The 16,889-nt window shown below is 40.9% G+C and carries 17 protein-coding genes and 4 tRNA genes; 6 read left to right on the top strand and 15 right to left on the bottom strand.

Annotation, left to right across the window (positions count from 1 at the left end):
- Positions 1–130: 130 nt before the first annotated feature.
- Positions 131–1,393 carry a UDP-N-acetylglucosamine 1-carboxyvinyltransferase gene (murA, locus tag Q8N22_02525; GenBank protein MDP3052803.1) on the bottom strand — a complete coding sequence of 421 codons (1,263 nt, stop codon included), beginning with the start codon at positions 1,391–1,393 and terminating at the stop codon, positions 131–133.
- A gap of 25 nt (positions 1,394–1,418) precedes the next feature.
- Here murA and Q8N22_02520 point away from each other — a divergent pair, with 25 nt between their 5' ends.
- Positions 1,419–2,657 carry a hypothetical protein gene (locus tag Q8N22_02520; GenBank protein MDP3052802.1) on the top strand — a complete coding sequence of 413 codons (1,239 nt, stop codon included), beginning with the start codon at positions 1,419–1,421 and terminating at the stop codon, positions 2,655–2,657.
- On the opposite strand, the gene Q8N22_02515 is transcribed toward Q8N22_02520, so the two are convergent.
- The 9 genes from Q8N22_02515 to infB form a co-directional block, all read right to left on the bottom strand.
- Positions 2,651–4,015: a hypothetical protein gene (locus Q8N22_02515; protein MDP3052801.1), complete on the bottom strand. Its 1,365-nt coding sequence runs from the start codon at positions 4,013–4,015 to the stop codon at positions 2,651–2,653. The genes Q8N22_02520 and Q8N22_02515 overlap by 7 nt on opposite strands.
- 49 nt (positions 4,016–4,064) lie before the next feature.
- Complete coding sequence (locus Q8N22_02510) at positions 4,065–4,829, bottom strand: hypothetical protein (protein MDP3052800.1); 765 nt, start codon at positions 4,827–4,829, stop codon at positions 4,065–4,067.
- Entirely contained in the window at positions 4,771–7,383 is a 2,613-nt protein-coding gene (locus Q8N22_02505; protein ID MDP3052799.1) for an AAA family ATPase, read from the bottom strand. Before Q8N22_02505 ends, Q8N22_02510 begins: the two co-directional genes overlap by 59 nt.
- A gap of 33 nt (positions 7,384–7,416) precedes the next feature.
- Positions 7,417–7,962: a ribonuclease H-like domain-containing protein gene (locus tag Q8N22_02500; GenBank protein ID MDP3052798.1), complete on the bottom strand. Its 546-nt coding sequence runs from the start codon at positions 7,960–7,962 to the stop codon at positions 7,417–7,419.
- 86 nt (positions 7,963–8,048) lie between these two features.
- Positions 8,049–8,954 carry a hypothetical protein gene (locus Q8N22_02495; GenBank protein ID MDP3052797.1) on the bottom strand — a complete coding sequence of 302 codons (906 nt, stop codon included), beginning with the start codon at positions 8,952–8,954 and terminating at the stop codon, positions 8,049–8,051.
- Between the two features lie 8 nt (positions 8,955–8,962).
- Positions 8,963–9,044 (bottom strand) — tRNA-Leu (locus Q8N22_02490).
- A 14-nt stretch (positions 9,045–9,058) separates the two neighbouring features.
- A tRNA-Cys gene (locus tag Q8N22_02485) sits at positions 9,059–9,130 on the bottom strand.
- Between the two features lie 22 nt (positions 9,131–9,152).
- Complete coding sequence (gene rbfA / locus Q8N22_02480) at positions 9,153–9,446, bottom strand: 30S ribosome-binding factor RbfA (protein MDP3052796.1); 294 nt, start codon at positions 9,444–9,446, stop codon at positions 9,153–9,155.
- A gap of 6 nt (positions 9,447–9,452) precedes the next feature.
- Positions 9,453–10,925: a translation initiation factor IF-2 gene (gene infB / locus Q8N22_02475; GenBank protein MDP3052795.1), complete on the bottom strand. Its 1,473-nt coding sequence runs from the start codon at positions 10,923–10,925 to the stop codon at positions 9,453–9,455.
- Between the two features lie 91 nt (positions 10,926–11,016).
- Between infB and Q8N22_02470 the strand changes: the two genes are divergently transcribed.
- The 4 genes from Q8N22_02470 to Q8N22_02455 all read left to right on the top strand — a co-directional run bounded on the left by Q8N22_02470 (position 11,017) and on the right by Q8N22_02455 (position 13,230).
- A tRNA-Ser gene (locus Q8N22_02470) sits at positions 11,017–11,105 on the top strand.
- A 108-nt stretch (positions 11,106–11,213) separates the two neighbouring features.
- Positions 11,214–11,639, top strand: a complete 426-nt coding sequence (locus Q8N22_02465) for a hypothetical protein (GenBank protein MDP3052794.1) — start codon at positions 11,214–11,216, stop codon at positions 11,637–11,639.
- 46 nt (positions 11,640–11,685) lie between these two features.
- Entirely contained in the window at positions 11,686–12,951 is a 1,266-nt protein-coding gene (gene xseA, locus Q8N22_02460) for an exodeoxyribonuclease VII large subunit (protein ID MDP3052793.1), read from the top strand.
- Positions 12,952–12,954: 3 nt separating this feature from the next.
- Complete coding sequence (locus Q8N22_02455) at positions 12,955–13,230, top strand: exodeoxyribonuclease VII small subunit (GenBank protein ID MDP3052792.1); 276 nt, start codon at positions 12,955–12,957, stop codon at positions 13,228–13,230.
- 67 nt (positions 13,231–13,297) lie between these two features.
- Here Q8N22_02455 and Q8N22_02450 read toward each other — a convergent pair whose 3' ends face one another.
- Positions 13,298–13,579 carry a hypothetical protein gene (locus Q8N22_02450; GenBank protein ID MDP3052791.1) on the bottom strand — a complete coding sequence of 94 codons (282 nt, stop codon included), beginning with the start codon at positions 13,577–13,579 and terminating at the stop codon, positions 13,298–13,300.
- A 361-nt stretch (positions 13,580–13,940) separates the two neighbouring features.
- Here Q8N22_02450 and Q8N22_02445 point away from each other — a divergent pair, with 361 nt between their 5' ends.
- Positions 13,941–14,879, top strand: coding sequence for a tyrosine-type recombinase/integrase (locus Q8N22_02445; protein ID MDP3052790.1), 939 nt, complete (start codon positions 13,941–13,943; stop codon positions 14,877–14,879).
- A 109-nt stretch (positions 14,880–14,988) separates the two neighbouring features.
- On the opposite strand, the gene Q8N22_02440 is transcribed toward Q8N22_02445, so the two are convergent.
- The 4 genes from Q8N22_02440 to Q8N22_02425 all read right to left on the bottom strand — a co-directional run bounded on the left by Q8N22_02440 (position 14,989) and on the right by Q8N22_02425 (position 16,850).
- Positions 14,989–15,252: a hypothetical protein gene (locus Q8N22_02440; GenBank protein ID MDP3052789.1), complete on the bottom strand. Its 264-nt coding sequence runs from the start codon at positions 15,250–15,252 to the stop codon at positions 14,989–14,991.
- Between the two features lie 424 nt (positions 15,253–15,676).
- Positions 15,677–15,925 (bottom strand): hypothetical protein, encoded by a 249-nt coding sequence (locus Q8N22_02435; protein MDP3052788.1) that lies wholly within the window; start codon positions 15,923–15,925, stop codon positions 15,677–15,679.
- 188 nt (positions 15,926–16,113) lie between these two features.
- Positions 16,114–16,185, bottom strand: a tRNA-Ile gene (locus Q8N22_02430).
- Positions 16,176–16,850 carry a helix-turn-helix domain-containing protein gene (locus tag Q8N22_02425; GenBank protein MDP3052787.1) on the bottom strand — a complete coding sequence of 225 codons (675 nt, stop codon included), beginning with the start codon at positions 16,848–16,850 and terminating at the stop codon, positions 16,176–16,178. The genes Q8N22_02430 and Q8N22_02425 overlap by 10 nt, the downstream gene beginning before the upstream one ends.
- Between the last annotated feature and the right edge of the window lie 39 nt (positions 16,851–16,889).

Below are 16,889 nucleotides of genomic sequence, written 5' to 3'. Positions count from 1 at the left end.
TTTGGACGCCGAGGGCAAAGAAAATTTTGCCGCTGGAGCAAAATTATTCTGGTTCTGAAAGGCAATTGCGAAAATCCTTCTTATTCTCTGAGGGGCGCATGAATGAGGGAAAGATTTGGCTGGAAAAAAATTAAGCAGTTTTTCTCACGATATCCGCTCCCAGTTTTTGGAGCCGCTCTTCAATTTTTTCATAACCCCTATCAATGTGGAACGCCTCGTTTAAAACTGATTCCCCTTCCGCCACCAAAGCGGCGATAATCATAGTCATTCCAGAGCGCACATCCAGGGCTTTTATTTCGTTACCGCGCAAAGGAGTCGGCCCGATTATCAGAGCCCGATGCGGATCTAAAAGAACCGCGTTCGCCCCCATTTTTATCAATTCATTAACATAACCCAAACGGCTTTCATACATCCATTCGTGAATCAAACTGACACCCGAGGCCTGGGTGGCTAAAACCGCCAATGGCGGAATCTGGTCGGTCATTAATTTCGGATAAAGACCGGATTGAATTTTTGAAGATTGATAAAGCCCGATTGGTTTTTTTATATGAAGCCAATCTTGGCCCAATTCAAAATTGACCGCCATCGCTTTCAGTTTCTGCAAACCGGAATCTAAAAATTCCGGTTCTATTTTTTTTATCAAAACATCACTGCGGGTGGCGGCGGCTAAAACCGCCAACCCCATCGCTTCGTCTGAATCCGGAATAATGGCGTGCTCGGCACCGTGAAGTTTTTTTACGCCCCGGATGCGAATCGTATTAGTGCCCGCGCCTTCAATTTTAGCGCCCATTTTATTCAAAAAATTCGCCAAATCCTGAACGTGAGGCTCGGTGGCGGCTAATTTGATAATGGTTTCTCCCTCGGCCAAAACGCCGGCTAAAAGGGCGTTTTCGGTAGCAGTGACGCTGATTTCGGAAAGCGTAATTTTTGCCCCGATTAATTTAGGCACTTCAATTTTCAAAAAATGCTCCTGGGTCTCGCTAATCTCAGCCCCCAAAGCCCTGAAGGCTTCCAAATGAACATCAAGCGGCCGGCTACCGATGATATCGCCGCCGGGATAAGGCATTACCACTTTTCCAAAGCGGCCCAATAAAGCGCCGGCCAGTAAAATTGAACCGCGGAATTTTCTGACAATTTCCGCGGACGGCATAAAAGAATTTAAGCCCGAGGAATCAATCAAAACTTTTTTGCCCTGGCGATTTATTTTTACTCCCAAGCCCTGAAGAATAATCAAAGCGTTTTCCCCGTCTTGGATTAAAGGGATATTTTCTATCCGGCAGGGTTCGGTTGTTAAAAGAGTGGCGGCTAAAATCGGCAAAAAAGCGTTTTTAGAACCGCTGACTTCTATTTCTCCGGCCAAAGAGCGGCCGCCTTTAATAATGAAGTGTTCCATTTTTATAGTATAATAATAAGAACTTATGACTAAAAAAACAAGGAAATTGATTCTTTATTGCCTGGTTCTGGGGTTTTTTCTGGCCGCCGGCGGGTTTCTTTTTTATTCTTTCGGCTGGTCGCTCAATCCGACTGCCAACGATTTTTTTACTTTTAAAAAAACCGGCGCCGTTTTTTTAAAAATCTGGCCGGCTGACGCCCAGATAAAAATCAACGGCAAATCCTACAGCCCGAAACGCGATATGTTCGGCAACGGCGGCAGTGAATTAATCAAAGGACTTTTACCGGGCAATTATCAGATTGAAATTTTGAAAGAAAATTTCGGCTCCTGGAAAAAAAGCTTAACGGTTGAAGCCGGACTTATTTCCGGCGCCAGCAAAATTTTTCTTTTTCCAAAAAAAATTCCCACTGAAACAGTCAGCCGGCCAGAAGCGGAAAAATTCTGGCTTACCGAAAATAAAAAAGAGGAAATTAAAAAAATATTCAATTCTTTGAAACAAAAACAGCTGAAAATGCCCGGCGAAGTTCCGGTAACTCAAATAATTTCCTATCCTTTTAATACTTCAAAATCCATCATTACTACTCAAAAAGCCGTCTATATTTTAGACCGCCAAAATTTTTCTTTGGAAATTTTAACTCTTAATCCCGTGAAAGCTCTGGTCATCAGTAATTCCGAAATCGCCTTTTTTGACTGGCAAGATAATCTCCAAATTTATAATCTGGATTCCCGTAAAATCACCGAAAAAATCCCCTTCAAACTCCTGAATGAAACGGAAAAAATCGCTTTCTCAAAATCAAACATCCGGATCGCCCTTCTGGACAATAAAGGAAATTTGTTTGTTTACAACCGAACACAAAAAGAATTAAAACAGATTATTGATGCTGATAAAGAAGAGGGAATTAAGGATTTTAAATTTTCGCCCGACAGCAAAAAAATAGCCGCGCTCACCAGGGATGGAGAAATAGAAATTATTTTTTTGGAAGATTATCATCAGGATTTCAAAATAACCGCAGGCGAAAAATTCAAACTCAATCTTTCAATAAACAGCAAGCCGCTTGATTTTGATTGGCTGCCTAAAATTCTTGGCCACTTGATTATAAATTATTCCGACAAAATAATAGCCGCCGAAGTAGATAGCCGACCGCCGGCCAACTGGTGGGTTTTAGGGGAAAATATTGAAAGCTTCGCTTTTGATAAAGAAAATAATCTTTATTTTCTTAAAGACAATCAATTTCTAAAAGTCATTCTTAACCAGAATTATTGAAGAATAATTTTTGTCTTATTAATTTTATTAGGCGCTGTTTTGACGTATCTGGGCCAGAAAGAAAACTCGGCTTTCTCAATTATATCGGGCAAATTGAGGAATAAGGTTTTAAGGGCGAGATCATTTTTGCCCAAAATCTGCTGGCGAAGATTATTAATGTCAATTTTTCTCTTAAATATTATCTGGCCTTTGACGGGAAAAGACATTTCTCCTTTATTAAAATCCGAACGCGGAACCCCGTATTCAATATTAAAGTCCGCCACTTCGTAATCCCCGGCGGCTAATTTGGATAAAGATTTTATAGTTAAAATATCTTTCAAATCTTTTTCCTTAAAAGTGATTACCTTCATCTGGGCCTGGAGAACAATGCTGAAATTATTGTTATTGTTTATATCCACCTTTCCAATGGTTTCCTTTAAAATTTCAAAATCCGAAGAACCGTCAATAATTTTGAAATCTTTGGGAATTTGAGAAAAAATATTTATTTTTAAACTATACTCCAGGGTCTGTCTGATTTTAGCTTTCGCATCGCTGATGTCTTTGTCTGTCGGAACCGCAATCTCGCCGACATAACCGCCGGTCATCGGCTGGACTGAACTGGCGTAAAAGCCCTCATATTTTGGAGAACCTTTAAACCCGGGGATGGTGAATTTAACCACCGGCTCAATATTATAGTCTTTCCCGGCTTGGTCCGCGACAACATTGGTTTCAATGGAAGAAGGAATAATTTTCCCCTCCTGAATTTTGGCGCCCGGAACGGTAACAGCTTTACTCAAATGAAAAATTTTATTATCCGGCGTTAGAAAACGGGTGTTGATCACTAAATTTTGGGGGTCAGAACTATAACTGTTATAAATAGTGATTTTGCCTTGAGCTTTGTTTGAGACTTGCTCTTTACCAGAGGCCGGAAAAAACATCGGCAAAGTGCTGCTGGCGGAAAATAATTCGGCCGGCAGTTTAATCGGAGTTGAACTTGCGTTAGTTTGACTGGAAGTAAAATTTTTGCTGGCATCAATGGCTTCGTTAAAAGCCGCCGGATATTTTCTGACAGAAACCTTGATTTCCAATCGCGGCAAAACTTTCCAACCAAGATAAAACAAGCCTGCTAAAATGGCGGTTGATAAAATCAAAGCAAATGGCCATCTGGGAAGCTTGCTTTTTGTCGGGAGGTTTCCCTGGTCCGGAATTTCCTGATACTGATAAGAATCCCTGGCTACCGTAATAATCTCCTGCTCAACTTCAATTTCATTATTTACTTCTCTCTCTTTCGGTCTCGCTTCATTTTTCGGCCTTGGAGTCGGAATAATATCGGAAACTGATTGCGTATGTTTTTTGGGCTGAAAAAAATTCTTAGGCATTACTTATATTATACATTAACAATTTTAAATTCTCAATTTAAAATTTAACTTATATGCTCCACTTTGAATTAGCAAAAATAAAAATAACCAAAATAATAAAAATTAAAAAGTGATTGGCAAAAAATCGCCGGTTGAGGCGTCCGGAAAAATAAATCAGGACAAAATCGCGCATTAAAAAAACAAAAAGCGTTAAAAGGATAGCTGAATTAATGAACCCGATAGGCAAAAGGTTGATAGCCCAAAACAATTCCAGTCCCAAAAAAGAGAAAACCAGGGAAATGAATCGCGGATTATGAACAATAAAAGGCAAGCGATGACTGGCTGACCGCAAAAACCCGAAACATTCTTTAAAGAGCAGAAAAATCGCCGAAAAGAGCAAGGCGTTAATAAGTAAAAAATGTTTTGATTTGTCGGCGCCGAAAAAAAGCGAAAAAACGGCCAGAAAAAGACAGGTATTAAAAAAAAGATAGACTGCCCGGCGATTCTCAAAAATAAAATCCGTAAGCCCCAAAAGCAAATAAAACAAAAAACTGAAAATCAGACAGCCGAAAAACGCCAAATAAAAACTATCGGCAAAAAAATAAAAGGCCAATAGCGCCGTCAAAGTCAAAACCAAAAAAGAGATTCTGAACTGGCCCCTTTCCGGCAGCTGTGAGAAATAAATTCCGGCCATCAAAAAAGAAAAAAATAAAAAAGCCGAGAAGGAAAAATTAAAAAAATAGATTCCAAACAAGCCGAACCCGATAAGGGAACTCTTAAGAAGTACTGACTTCCACAGCTTGCTGGCGAAAAGAGAGTTTAATTTTTTGACCATTTTTAACATCACCTTTAATAATTTTATCGGCCAGATTATCAAGAATAATTTTTTGAATCAAGCGCTTAATCGGCCGAGCGCCGTATTCCGGATCAAAGCCATTGTCAATCAGATATTTTTTAAGAGAAGGGTCAACGGTCAGTTTAATCCGGCGTTCGGCTAATTTTTCTTTGACTTGTTCCAGCTGAATATCAACAATTTTAGCAATATCTTTCTGGCGAAGCGAATTGAAAATAATAACCTCGTCCAGGCGGTTGAGAAATTCGGGTTTGAAAGTTTGCCGCAATGATTCTTTGACTTTATCCCGGAAATTTTCTTCCTGGGATTCTAAATTAGTTTCGTTTTCTCCGCCCGAACTGAATCCCAAATAGGACATCTGGCGGAAAAATTCACTGCCAACATTGGAAGTCAAAATGATAATACAATTCTTGAAGTTGACGATTTTTCCCTTGCCGTCAGTTAAGCGGCCGTTATCCAAAATCTGAAGCAAAATATTGAAGACCTCCGGATTGGCTTTCTCAATTTCGTCAAAAAGAATCAGGCTGTAAGGCCGGTGGCGGACGGTTTCAGTCAATTGGCCTCCTTCTTCATAGCCGACATAACCCGGCGGCGAACCAATCAGCCGGCTGACCGAATGCCGTTCCATATATTCGGACATATCAATCCGAACCAGGGCCTTCTCGTCGTTAAACATAAATTCAGACAAAGTTTTAGCCAGTTCGGTTTTCCCGACACCGGTCGGCCCAAGAAACATAAAAGAACCCAGGGGCTTGAATTCATCAGACAAGCCGGCTCGAGCGCGGCGCAAAGCCCGGCTCACGGCTTCTATGGCGACCGACTGGCCGACCACTCTTTCGGAAAGCACTTCTTCAATCCTGGAAAGTTTGGTCATTTCCGATTCCAGCATCCGGTTAATGGGGATGCCTGTCCAGCGCGAAACCACCGCCGCCACGTCTTCGGCATCAATGTATTCTTTAATGAATTTTTCCTGATGTTTTTTGGAAAAATATTTTTTCTCAAAAATTTGATATTCCTGCTTAGCGGCCGGCAACTCTCCGTAACGAATCTGAGCCACTCTTTCCAAGTTGCCTTCTCTCTCGGCTAACGCCGCCGAATTTTCCAATTCGTCAATTTTGCGCCGAAGATTATGAAAATTTTCCAGATTAATTTTTTCCGCGTGCCAGCGGCCGGAAAGATCGTCATTTTCCGCTTTGAGTTTTTTCAATTCTTTGACAATAATTTTTTGGCGCGCCGGTTTGGCGGATTTCTGCTCAATTTCCAAACGGGTGATGCCGTGGCGCAAAAGGTCAATTTCCGCCGGCAAGCTGTCTGTTTCCAAATGACGGGCCGCCGCCGCTTCGTCAATCAAATCAATAGCTTTATCCGGCAAAAATCTGTCAGTGATATAACGGGCCGAAAGATTAACGGCGGAAATAATAGCTTCATCGCTGATTTCAATTCCGTGATGAATTTCATATTTTTCTTTAATCCCGCGGAGAATGGCGATGCTGTCTTCCAAGCTCGGTTCTTCAACCATCACCGGCTGGAAACGGCGTTCCAAAGCCGCGTCCCGTTCAATATATTTTTGATATTCCTTGATAGTAGTCGCGCCAATGGCGTGAAGTTCGCCCCGGGCCAAAGAGGGTTTCAAAAGATTGGAAGCGTCAACCGCGCCTTCGGCTGCGCCGGCGCCGACAATCATATGAATCTCATCTATAAAAAGAATATAGCGGCCGCTGGCATTTTTGATTTCCTGAATAAACGCCTTGAGCCGATCTTCAAATTCGCCGCGAAACTTGGTGCCGGCGATTAGAGACCCTAAATCCAACATAATAATTTCCCTGTTTTTCAAACCTTCGGGGACTTCGCCTTTGATAATCCTCTGAGCTAAACCTTCAATGACGGCGGTTTTCCCCACGCCGGACTCGCCGATGAGCACCGGATTGTTTTTTTTGCGGCGGGATAGAACCTGGATTAACCGCCTCAATTCTTCTTCGCGGCCGATAACCGGATCCAGCTTCCCCTGCCGGGCTTGCTCGGTTAAATTGACGGCATATTTTTCCAAAACCTGAAATTTGGTTTCCGGCGTTTCGTCGGTAATTCTGACCGAACCGCGCAGTTGGGCTAAAACTCTCAAAAGCATTTCCCGGTGAACGCCAAATTCGCTCAATAGTGATTGAGCCGCCGAGGGAACATCTAAAACCGCTAAAAGCAAATGCTCGCAGGAAATAAATTCATCTTTTTGCTGGCGGGCGATTTCGCCGGCGCGGTCCAAAATCCGCATTGATTCCTGGGAAAGATAAAGCTGACCGACATTGGAGCCGCTAAAAATTTTTGGCAGACGGGCCAGTTTTTCTTCCAAGCTTTTTTCCAAAGCCGCCAAGTTGACATTAGCCCGGACCATCATCGGCCTCACTAAACTCTGTTCTTCGCTTATCAAACTGGACAAAAGATGAAGAGCTTTAAGTTCCCCATGATTAAAACGGCCGGCTAAATCCTGGGCGTTTTGTAAGGCCTCCTGGGCTTTTATGGTGAAACGATTGAAATTATTCATAATTTGACTGAATTAAAATTTTCAATTTTAAAATTAAATCTGATATTCCCATTTTACCATTTTTCCTGGAAATCTTTGGGGGATCCAAAGATGCCCCTGGTTTTTCAACATTTCGTAAAGTTCCTTGGTTATTTTAACGTCATTAAGACAATATTGCTTTAATTTTTCTATCTCTCCGTTCCGGTAAAATTCAATCGCTTCCAAACCAACGGCGGTCTTGCCTATTCCTAAATTGGCTTTGGCCAAGTCATCAAGCTTAACCCGATGGCCCAGCGATGCCTCTATTTTTTCCAAAATATCAAAACAGGAAATATTATAAAAATCAAAGTCGCCTTTCGGAAAAAAATATTTTTCCAAAACCGGCAAATCAAAACGTTTGACGGCAAAACCGATAAGCAAATCGCTCCGTTTGAAAACTTCTTTCACTTTTTCCAATTCGGTTTCGTCAAAACAGGAATAAGCGTCATCTTTATATGAGTAAAGGCCGACTACGGAAACGTCCAGTTTTTTAAGATTTTCCTGGCCGCCAACGTCAGCAAAAGAATTTTTTGTCTCAATATCAAAAACAATCTGGTCCATAAAACATGTTAAATATTTGCCTGTATTATAAGCGAAAAAAGACCTCTGTCAAAGTAAAAATCCGGCTTATTTTCAGAAATTTCCTTTTAAACTTTAGATTTTTCTAAGGCCTCAATATTCAATCTCAACAACGGTTCGGTTTGGGAAAAACGAAGATTAAACCACCAATCGGCGAATTCCATAGTCAAGCCGTCAAGACGGGAAATTTTAAGGGCTTGGTTTTTATAAGTTTGTTCTATTTTTTTTAACAATAACGCTGATTGACGCTGATTACGCTGATTGACGCTGATATCTATTTCGGAACGATAATATTGCGGCAAAAAATCAACGAAATCTGAAAGTTTGTAAGGTAATTCGGAAACGGCATTAATGACTTCAATCGCCGCCAAAATTCCGGAATCCAAACCGAAAAATTCCCTGAAGTAATAATGTCCGGAACGCTCGGCGCCGAAATCGGCGTTCTCGGCCCGCATTTTTTGCTTGATAAAATATTGGCCGACTTTGGAAGTTATAAGTTTTTGGTTATAGGTTGCTAGTTTTTTGACGAGCCAGCCGGTTGTCGTATCAATAATTATTTTCTTGGGTTTCAAATGCCAAATCAAAAGCCGGGCGCTAACTTCGGGGTCAACAAAACGGCTCTTGTTATCAACGCAAAGCATCCGATCGCCATCAGCGTCAAAAATTATTCCCAAGTCGGCTTTATGTTTTTTAACAGCGGCTTGTAATTGTTTTGTGGCTCCGGGTTTTGACGGATTCGGCCCGTGAGCTGGAAAATCGCCATCGGGCTCAGAATTTAAAATTATGAATTTTGAATTTAGAGGACTCTTTATTTTTTTTAAAACCAAACCCGCCACTCCGTTAGAGCAGTCAAAAACCACCTTGAGCGGTCGCGCTAAGCGCGACCATTGCCCCGCTAAGCGGGGCGGCTTTTGTAGCTTCAAAAATTTCTGAAGAAATTTTGAATAAGATTCTAAAAACTGGTTTTGGTTCATAAAATTTGTGCCCGGGGCGGGAGTCGAACCCGCATGACCTGAGGCCACAACATTTTAAGTGTTGCGCGTATACCATTCCGCCACCCGGGCAATTTTCAATTTTGAGGCCTGGGGGAGAATCGAACTCCCGTATAGAGGTTTTGCAGACCTCTGCTTTACCACTTAGCAACCAGGCCTTGATAATATTTTAATTTCAAACTAATTGCTATTATCCAACAAAAATTCAATCCTTGGCATCGGTTTGATATTGATTTTTCTAAGTAACATTCCTTGAAGTAGCGGCCGATAACTGCTCAAAATTTCCAAAACTTTCAGGGCTTCACTTGCTGGAATGACTCCCAGTTTTATTTTCGCCTGACTCAAATCCCTCAAAACCTCCACGTTGGTAATGGTAACCAGGGTTGAAACCGGAAATTCCATTTCTCTCAAAATTATTTTTCCCAACTCCTCCTGGATTAAATTAGCTACCCGCAAATCGCGATAAGTTCTCATAAAATATTATTGGACGAAAAATTTCAGCTTGTCGCCGACTTTTATTATATCACCGGCCTCCACCATAAGACCAACTTCCTTGCCCGTCCCCGCTTCAGCAACGTCTTTTCTCTGTTCCTGAAGATTCAAAATCCGGCCTTTGACGAAACTTTGTTCGTTTCGCCAAACTTCAAATTTCTGCTGATTTTTTATTAAACCCTTGATAATTTTTCCGCCAACTGTTTGTTTGCCTTGCTTGCCGGCAGACGAGTTTTTTTCCGATTTCCCAAAAACGGCCAACACCTCCAATTCGCCGACGGCATCCGGCTCTCTGAAAGAATCCAGATAATCTTCAAATTTTTTCACTAATTCGTAAATAATATCCGAACTGATGATTGTTATCGGAGAAAGTTTTTGCAAACTATCGGCGGTTGGATCTAATTTCGTCTTAAAACCGATAATCAAAGCTTGATTGCCGACAGCCAGTCTAAAATCTCCTTCATTAATCCTTCCCACGCTTTGGCCTAAAATTACAACGGGCTTGGCTGAAGGAATGGCTTTAATGATATCGCTTAACACTTCCAAACTGCCGGAGTTATCCGCTTTTAAAACAACTTTGATTTTATCCGAATTTTCTCCTTTGGCCGCCAACGCTTTTTTTGCCACCGGCAAAGGCATTTCCATCAAATTGAAATTTATTTCTCCAGTCAAAAATTCCTCCCCTATTTGCGGCAAAGAATCAAAGCCTAAAATCAAAGCCGGAGCGCTCGGCTCCAAAAATTTCACATCCGCGCCCAAAAAATTTTTCAAAGATTTTATTTTGCCGCTGGCGGTAGGCGTGGTGATATTTTCGCCCAACTTCAAAGTTCCATTTTCAACAATAACGCTGACTACTATGCCCCGACGATTATCACGTAAGGCCTCCACTATTATTCCTTTGGCCTGAACCTGGGGGTCGTATTTTAAATTTTCCATTTCCGCGGCCAGTAAAATTAAATCGAGTAATTCCTGAACGCCCTGGCCGGTTTTGGCGGAAATCGCCTGCCAGGAAACATCGCCGCCATAACCTTCAAGCAGAATACCGGCAGTCAGTAATTCGTTTTTGACTTTTTCCAAATTAATATCTGGCTTATCAATTTTATTAATGGCTACTATGAAAGGAAGCTTGGCGGCCTGAATCTGGCTCAAAGCCTCTTTGGTTTGGGGCTTCACTCCTTCATCACCAGCCACCACCAGAATTGCCAAATCCGCCGCCTGGGCGCCTCGGGTGCGCATTTTGGAAAAGGCCTCGTGACCGGGCGTGTCAATAAAAGTTATTTTTTTGGCGTTATGCTCAATTTCGTAAGCGCCGACTGATTGGGTGATGCCGCCGGCTTCTCTGGCCGTGACATTTGTCTTGCGGATATAATCCAGCAAACTGGTTTTGCCGTGGTCAACGTGCCCCATCACAACTACGATGGGCGGCCTAGGTTTTTCATTTTTTTGGTTGTTTTCCATCATTGTTATGTATTAAAAATTAGCATATAAAACCTATAAAAACAACCGCTTACTACTTGATTCTTGCTTCATAATTCTTTATTCTTAAAAATCTGGAGGCGTGGCTGAGCGGCTGAAAGCAACACACTGCTAATGTGTTAAGGGCCTTAAAACCCTTCACAGGTTCGAATCCTGTCGCCTCCGCATAAAAATATTTAGTATCAAAGAGTTCGTATAGTTAAAACTATATTTGGGGGCATAGTTTTGCTTGTTTTAGTAATAATTTTTGCCTTAATCTGTTAAAATAATAGTATGACGAACAAAAAAGGTTTATACATTATTATCGCTATTTTAGTTTTAATCATTGTCGGCGGGGGTATATTCTTTTTAACCGGGAATAAGGGCGCGGACGAAAAAACGCAAACGCCCGCAACCGAAAATAAAATGGTTGATTGCGGCAAAGCGGCAGATCCGGGGTGTTTTATAAACAGAATGAACGGATGCCTGCCGGTAACCACTAAAATGATAAGCACTGACGGCACGACGGCTATTGAGATAACAATCCTGGGAATAGAAAACGAAAAGTGCCATTTCCAAAGAAAATTAAACGATGCCCTGAATCTTGACTGTTATTTCCCTAAAGGGACTTTGAACACGGACACTCTTGACCAAATATTCGGCAACGACAAAGGCCTGGAAGAGGTGGTTGATGAAGCCTGTAAGCCGGCGGGGTGGTAATTAAAGCGAGGCGTTTAAAAATAGATTCAAAATTGCTTATTATTAGATGAACACTAAAAATTATTTATCTGTCAATGATTACCTGGATACCATAAATGACGGGCTGGCGAATTTTAACGCTCGGATAATCGGAGAAGTCACGGAAGCGCAGATATATCCTGACAGAAGTTATTTATTTTTTAAAATAAAAGATAAGAATAAAGACCATCCCGCAATCCTTAATTGTTTTATGTGGAAGCGCGATTATGCCGTCAGCGGGGTGAAGCTTGATATCGGAATTGAAATAATCGTATCGGGAACGCCGGGTGTTTATAAACCGCTTGGCAGGCTTTCTTTAACTACTCAAACAATTGAATTGGTCGGGGAAGGACAGCTCAAGAAAGCGTATGACGAACTCAAGTTGCGGCTTGAGAAGGAAGGAATTTTTAAAGAAGACAGAAAGCGTTCTCTCCCGCTATTGCCGCAAAAAATCGGGCTTATTACGTCAAAAGACGGCGCGGCCATAGGCGATTTTCAGGTGAACCTTGGCCAGTTTGGTTTCAAGATTGTATTCGTAGATTCCCGCGTAGAAGGCCAGCTTGCGGTTCCGGAATTACTTAATGCCGTACAAACGCTCAAAAACAGCGATATTGAAGTGCTTGTATTAATCCGCGGTGGCGGCTCTTTGGAATCACTGCTTCCGTTTAATAACGAAACCCTGGTGCGGGAAATCGTTAATTTTCCGGTTCCCGTGCTTGTGGGCGTCGGGCACGAAAAAGACATAAGTCTTATCGGCCTGGCCGCGGATAAAATGGTTTCAACCCCCTCAATGGCGGCCCAGGCGTTAAATAAACCGTGGCAGGAAGCAATCGCCGGGTTGGAATTAAATAAGGAAAAAATTTTCAGTTGCTACCAAAACATTTTATCAGCCATGAATTTAAAAGTAGCCGGATCTTTTGATGTGGTAAAAACAAATTTCCAAATAATTTTTGATAATTTCAATAAAGCGGAAGAAATTTTAAAACAATTGTTTGTTTCCATAAAATTGAGAATTTCGGAAATAAATAAAAATGTCGCGGAATACGCAAGGGCGATTCCCAAGCGTATGATATTATTAATTAAGGATACCGGCCTGGCGATTACTTCATCCGAAAAACTTATAGCTTCTCATAATCCCATGCGACAGCTGAAATTAGGATATAGTATTGTCAGTATGAACGGGAATTTAGTCAGAAAAACAGACCAGATTAAAAAAGGACAGATGGTCAATGTCCGGATAGAAGACGGCAATTTTGATTCAGAAGTTAAAACAATTAATAATTTGAATAAATAAATTATGGCTGACGAAAAATTTAATTTAAAAAAATCGCTTAATAAGTTGAACGAAATCGTATCCTGGTTTGAGCATCAGGAAGAAGTTGACGTTGAAGCCGGACTGGAAAAGGTCAAGGAAGGAGCGAAACTTGTTAAGGACTGCAAAGCCCGTCTTTCTGAAATTGAAAATGAATTTCAGCAAATTCAAAAAGAGGTAAATAAAGAAATAACGACCAAAACTTCAAAAATATCATTACCTCCGGAAAATGACATTAAGCCGGAGGATCTGCCTTTTTAAATTCCAATAAAAAAACCGAGGAGAACTATAAAAGTTCGCCTCGGCTTACTGCTGGGGGGAAATTATTTTAAATTGGGATGGGGATAAAAATCGTAGTTCCTTTGCTGAGATGATAATCGCTTAGATTATTTTTCTCATACATAACCTTCACTAACGTACCCGGGTGTTTTCCGAGTTTATTGCTCAACGCGCCCGCTACTTGCGACAAGTACGTATCCTTAGATACCGTATATTCCACCCATTTAACTTTCGTGGGCGGGTCGTAATGGCCTAACGCATTGTTTAAAACAAATCCGAAAGCAAAAACCAAAGACAGAATAACAAATATAGCAATCAATTTCTCTTTCATTTTTTTCTCCTTTTTTATAATTGATGCGTTTACGGTTTCTGAATGGCTTTCGCATAATTGGAACAGATTTTACGATATCCCAAAAAAGCCCCTCCCCAAAGAAAAACTACGAACAGAACAGCCAGAACTACTAATGTTACTGCCGTCTTTTCCCTCATATTTCCTCCCTTATTAATTTTGTTTTTAATGTACTAACTCTTTATTAAAGTAATTATAGCAAACTTCTATAAATTTGTCAAATACCGCATTAGCTCATTTTGCGACGGCTGTGCTGTTGCAAAATGAGCGCAAGTTTTTAAGACAGATGTATATCTGTTTGAAAAACTTCATTTTGCGACAGATTGATAGTATAATTTAGGCAATGGTCGCTATTGAAAAGCTTTTGGAAGATTACCTGAATTATCTGGAAATCGAAAAAAACCGGTCGCCGAAAACCCGGGTGAATTACGAGCATTATCTCAAAATTTTTATCAAATCCGGCGGCATCAAAACCGAAGAAGACATCACGGCTGACCGGGTCCGGGATTTCCGTTTAGTTTTAGCCCGGACCAAAACTCCGCGGGACGAACCCATTAAAAAAAATACCCAGGCCTACTACATTATCGCTCTGCGGAACTTTCTTAAATATTTAATCAAAAGAGATTTTAATGTCTTGGCGCCGGAAAAAATTGAACTGCCGAAAATACCGCAAAGACAAATTGAAATCATTGATTATTCGGATTTGGAACGGCTTTTAAAATCAACGGACGGCATAGATCTGCGCGGCCTTCGGGACAAAGCGATTTTGGAAATGTTTTTTTCCACCGGCCTGCGTTTGTCCGAACTTTGCTCGCTCAATCGTCATCTGAATTTTGACCGGGGAGAAATCACTATCAGGGGCAAGGGCGATAAATTGAGGATTGTTTTTCTTTCTCCAGACGCCAAAAAAGCGATTAAAAATTATCTGGAAAAAAGAGATAAAAAAGCCGACACCGAAGAAGCGTTATTTATCAGCTTAAGCGGCCGTCAAAGAACCCTGCCTGCCGGCAGGCAGGCGAAAATCATCGGCCGGATTATCCCGCGGACGGTTCAAAGATTGATTGATTACTACGCCCGCAAAGCCGGAATCCAGGAAAGAGTAACGCCTCATATGATTCGCCATCTTTATGCCACCGACCTTCTGATTAACGGCGCGGATTTGCGTTCAGTTCAGGAACTGCTGGGGCACGCCAATGTTTCCACTACTCAGATTTATACTCATTTAACCAATAAAGAACTCAAAGAAATCCACCAGACGTTCCACGCTCGCCGGCGCCATTAAAACTTACAACTTAAAAAGTTTAAATTAGATTAAAAAATCAGACAAATAATAAAAAGGCGGGTCAAAAGATGATCCGCCTTTAAAATTTTTTCCTCCTTTTTATTTTTGACTAGGCTAAAACGAGCTCTTTAGACACGACCTTCAGATTAACCTTTCTACTAGGGACAAAGTTAAATTTAATGCCCCGCTTTGTAAAATCGGCCAGCAACTCCTCCAGAGACATATTGTACTTGGTGATCAAGCCGCAACCGGAACATGATTGAAGCATCTCGGGTTCTTTCTTGATGTTCAAAAAATGTACCGTCCCGATGGCCGGACCGTAATCATGCGCCTGGCTGATTGAGTGACCTTGCTCTGTGATTTTTCTGCACATATCCCCCCCTTTTTGTGCTTATTGTGATGATTGGTATAGCGCTTATTCCGTGGCAACCTCCTTTTTATCAAACCTGCCTCCTTTCTTGATTTACCAACCTTCCTTGTTTAGAAAACAAATTCCAGAGGAAAAATTATTAATTATTTTAAAGAACAAAAACAATAGATTAATAATGCCAAAATCATTAAATTTGTCAACCCCGTTAGAAGTCTGCCCTGAGCCGATGTGCTATAAAATAGGTAAATTGATAATGGTTTGAGATTAGCCCTGGCAGGCGCCAGGTAGAAAAAATTTAATAAATTTTTTCTATTCAAGACTTCTAACGGGGTCGACTCCCCCACCAATTCAGATGTATTAAATAAAAATCCCCATCAGCAAATTCGCTGACGGGGATTTTCGCTTTTAGAAATTTTTATTTGGGAAATCATCGGATAAATTCATATTCTTTATCTTTGCTGAATTCTAAAGCCCGAACTAAATCTCCAAAATATATTCCTAATACTGTACATTTCCCGCCTTTTTTCCAATCAACCAAACCTCTACCCAAGGGGCAATACCATACCTCAAAAATTACCGCCTGACTGATAGAATGAATCAATTTGGCTAAAAATACCGGCTGGCCGCAAGAAACGTCCGAGCTGTTTCCCCTAGTAAGCGTTTGCTGATGACACATTTCCCCCCTCCGATTCTTGTAAGAATTGTTAAAACAACGCTTTCCCCGATACAACGTATATCCCCCTTTCCTAATTTTAATCGTCTGCTAAAAGCGAAAAGCAGAACAATATGTTTTTAAAGAGCGTGAAAGACCCTATCTTAGCAAAAGAATTTCTAATGTCAACCTCTAAAAAATTTTTAATTTTGTGGGCGTGGCAGGGATCGGACCTGCGACTTCTACTTTATAAGAGTAGCGCTCTACCACTGAGCTACACGCCCCTTTGACCATATTTATCCGAAATTACTTTCAATCCCATAATAATTTTCTCGGAAAGTGAAGTGTTATTTGTCCTTAAATTACAAGTTCCGTGTCCAAAGCCCCCTTTATGATTTATATTTTTACTGGAAGTTTTTTTAATATACGGCTTTACGAATTGAGGAAGGGGAATTTTTAAAGTTTCTGACCAATACCGCATCTCTTTATCAATATTCATATCGCTATATAATTGCAGAGCTACTTTCATTTTATTTCTAGAAACATTTAAACTCTTATTAAGCCAGCAAATAAAAAATCTAATAATAGACGGGTCGGTATTTGAAACAGAAAGACAACCTGCTCTATGTTTAGTGCCTTCTCCCCAATAAAGACCTAGACCCATCATAAAAATCTCTTTACTTTTTAAGGGCAAAAGAATTTTTTCCTGTAATTCATAAACATCCTTAAGTCTCTTTTCTTTCTTCCTTTGTTTTGTTTCTCTGCACCTTTCAATTCTTTGTTCATTCCAATCTCTTAGCTCCCTTATCCTTTGTTTTGATAGAGGATAATCTCTTAGCCAAACACTCAAAGTGCCCTTGCTTACTTTCAGCAATTTCTTAATCTGGCTATAACTCATTCCCTGCCTTCTTAAATTTAGCGCTTTTTCGTGATCTTTAAATCGTGCCATAATTGAACCTTGTAATTATTATATAAATATAGTAGTTCA

It is taken from the genome of bacterium, assembly GCA_030693325.1.
Classification (GTDB): Bacteria; Patescibacteriota; Minisyncoccia; order UBA6257; family MFKM01; genus MFKM01.
This window is presented reverse-complemented; position numbering and strand designations above follow the sequence as displayed.

Bases quoted from the DNA above. Each gene is read 5' to 3' on its own strand.
- Q8N22_02435 (MDP3052788.1), bottom strand. From the start codon at position 15,925: ATGTGTCATCAGCAAACGCTTACTAGGGGAAACAGCTCGGACGTTTCT.
- Q8N22_02425 (MDP3052787.1), bottom strand. From the start codon at position 16,850: ATGGCACGATTTAAAGATCACGAAAAAGCGCTAAATTTAAGAAGGCAG.
- Q8N22_02515 (MDP3052801.1), bottom strand. From the start codon at position 4,015: ATGCCTAAGAATTTTTTTCAGCCCAAAAAACATACGCAATCAGTTTCC.
- xseA (MDP3052793.1), top strand. From the start codon at position 11,686: ATGAACACTAAAAATTATTTATCTGTCAATGATTACCTGGATACCATA.
- Q8N22_02510 (MDP3052800.1), bottom strand. From the start codon at position 4,829: ATGGTCAAAAAATTAAACTCTCTTTTCGCCAGCAAGCTGTGGAAGTCA.
- Q8N22_02500 (MDP3052798.1), bottom strand. From the start codon at position 7,962: ATGGACCAGATTGTTTTTGATATTGAGACAAAAAATTCTTTTGCTGAC.
- infB (MDP3052795.1), bottom strand. From the start codon at position 10,925: ATGATGGAAAACAACCAAAAAAATGAAAAACCTAGGCCGCCCATCGTA.
- Q8N22_02440 (MDP3052789.1), bottom strand. From the start codon at position 15,252: ATGTGCAGAAAAATCACAGAGCAAGGTCACTCAATCAGCCAGGCGCAT.
- rbfA (MDP3052796.1), bottom strand. From the start codon at position 9,446: ATGAGAACTTATCGCGATTTGCGGGTAGCTAATTTAATCCAGGAGGAG.
- Q8N22_02445 (MDP3052790.1), top strand. From the start codon at position 13,941: ATGGTCGCTATTGAAAAGCTTTTGGAAGATTACCTGAATTATCTGGAA.
- murA (MDP3052803.1), bottom strand. From the start codon at position 1,393: ATGGAACACTTCATTATTAAAGGCGGCCGCTCTTTGGCCGGAGAAATA.
- Q8N22_02450 (MDP3052791.1), bottom strand. From the start codon at position 13,579: ATGAAAGAGAAATTGATTGCTATATTTGTTATTCTGTCTTTGGTTTTT.
- Q8N22_02495 (MDP3052797.1), bottom strand. From the start codon at position 8,954: ATGAACCAAAACCAGTTTTTAGAATCTTATTCAAAATTTCTTCAGAAA.
- Q8N22_02520 (MDP3052802.1), top strand. From the start codon at position 1,419: ATGACTAAAAAAACAAGGAAATTGATTCTTTATTGCCTGGTTCTGGGG.
- Q8N22_02505 (MDP3052799.1), bottom strand. From the start codon at position 7,383: ATGAATAATTTCAATCGTTTCACCATAAAAGCCCAGGAGGCCTTACAA.
- Q8N22_02465 (MDP3052794.1), top strand. From the start codon at position 11,214: ATGACGAACAAAAAAGGTTTATACATTATTATCGCTATTTTAGTTTTA.
- Q8N22_02455 (MDP3052792.1), top strand. From the start codon at position 12,955: ATGGCTGACGAAAAATTTAATTTAAAAAAATCGCTTAATAAGTTGAAC.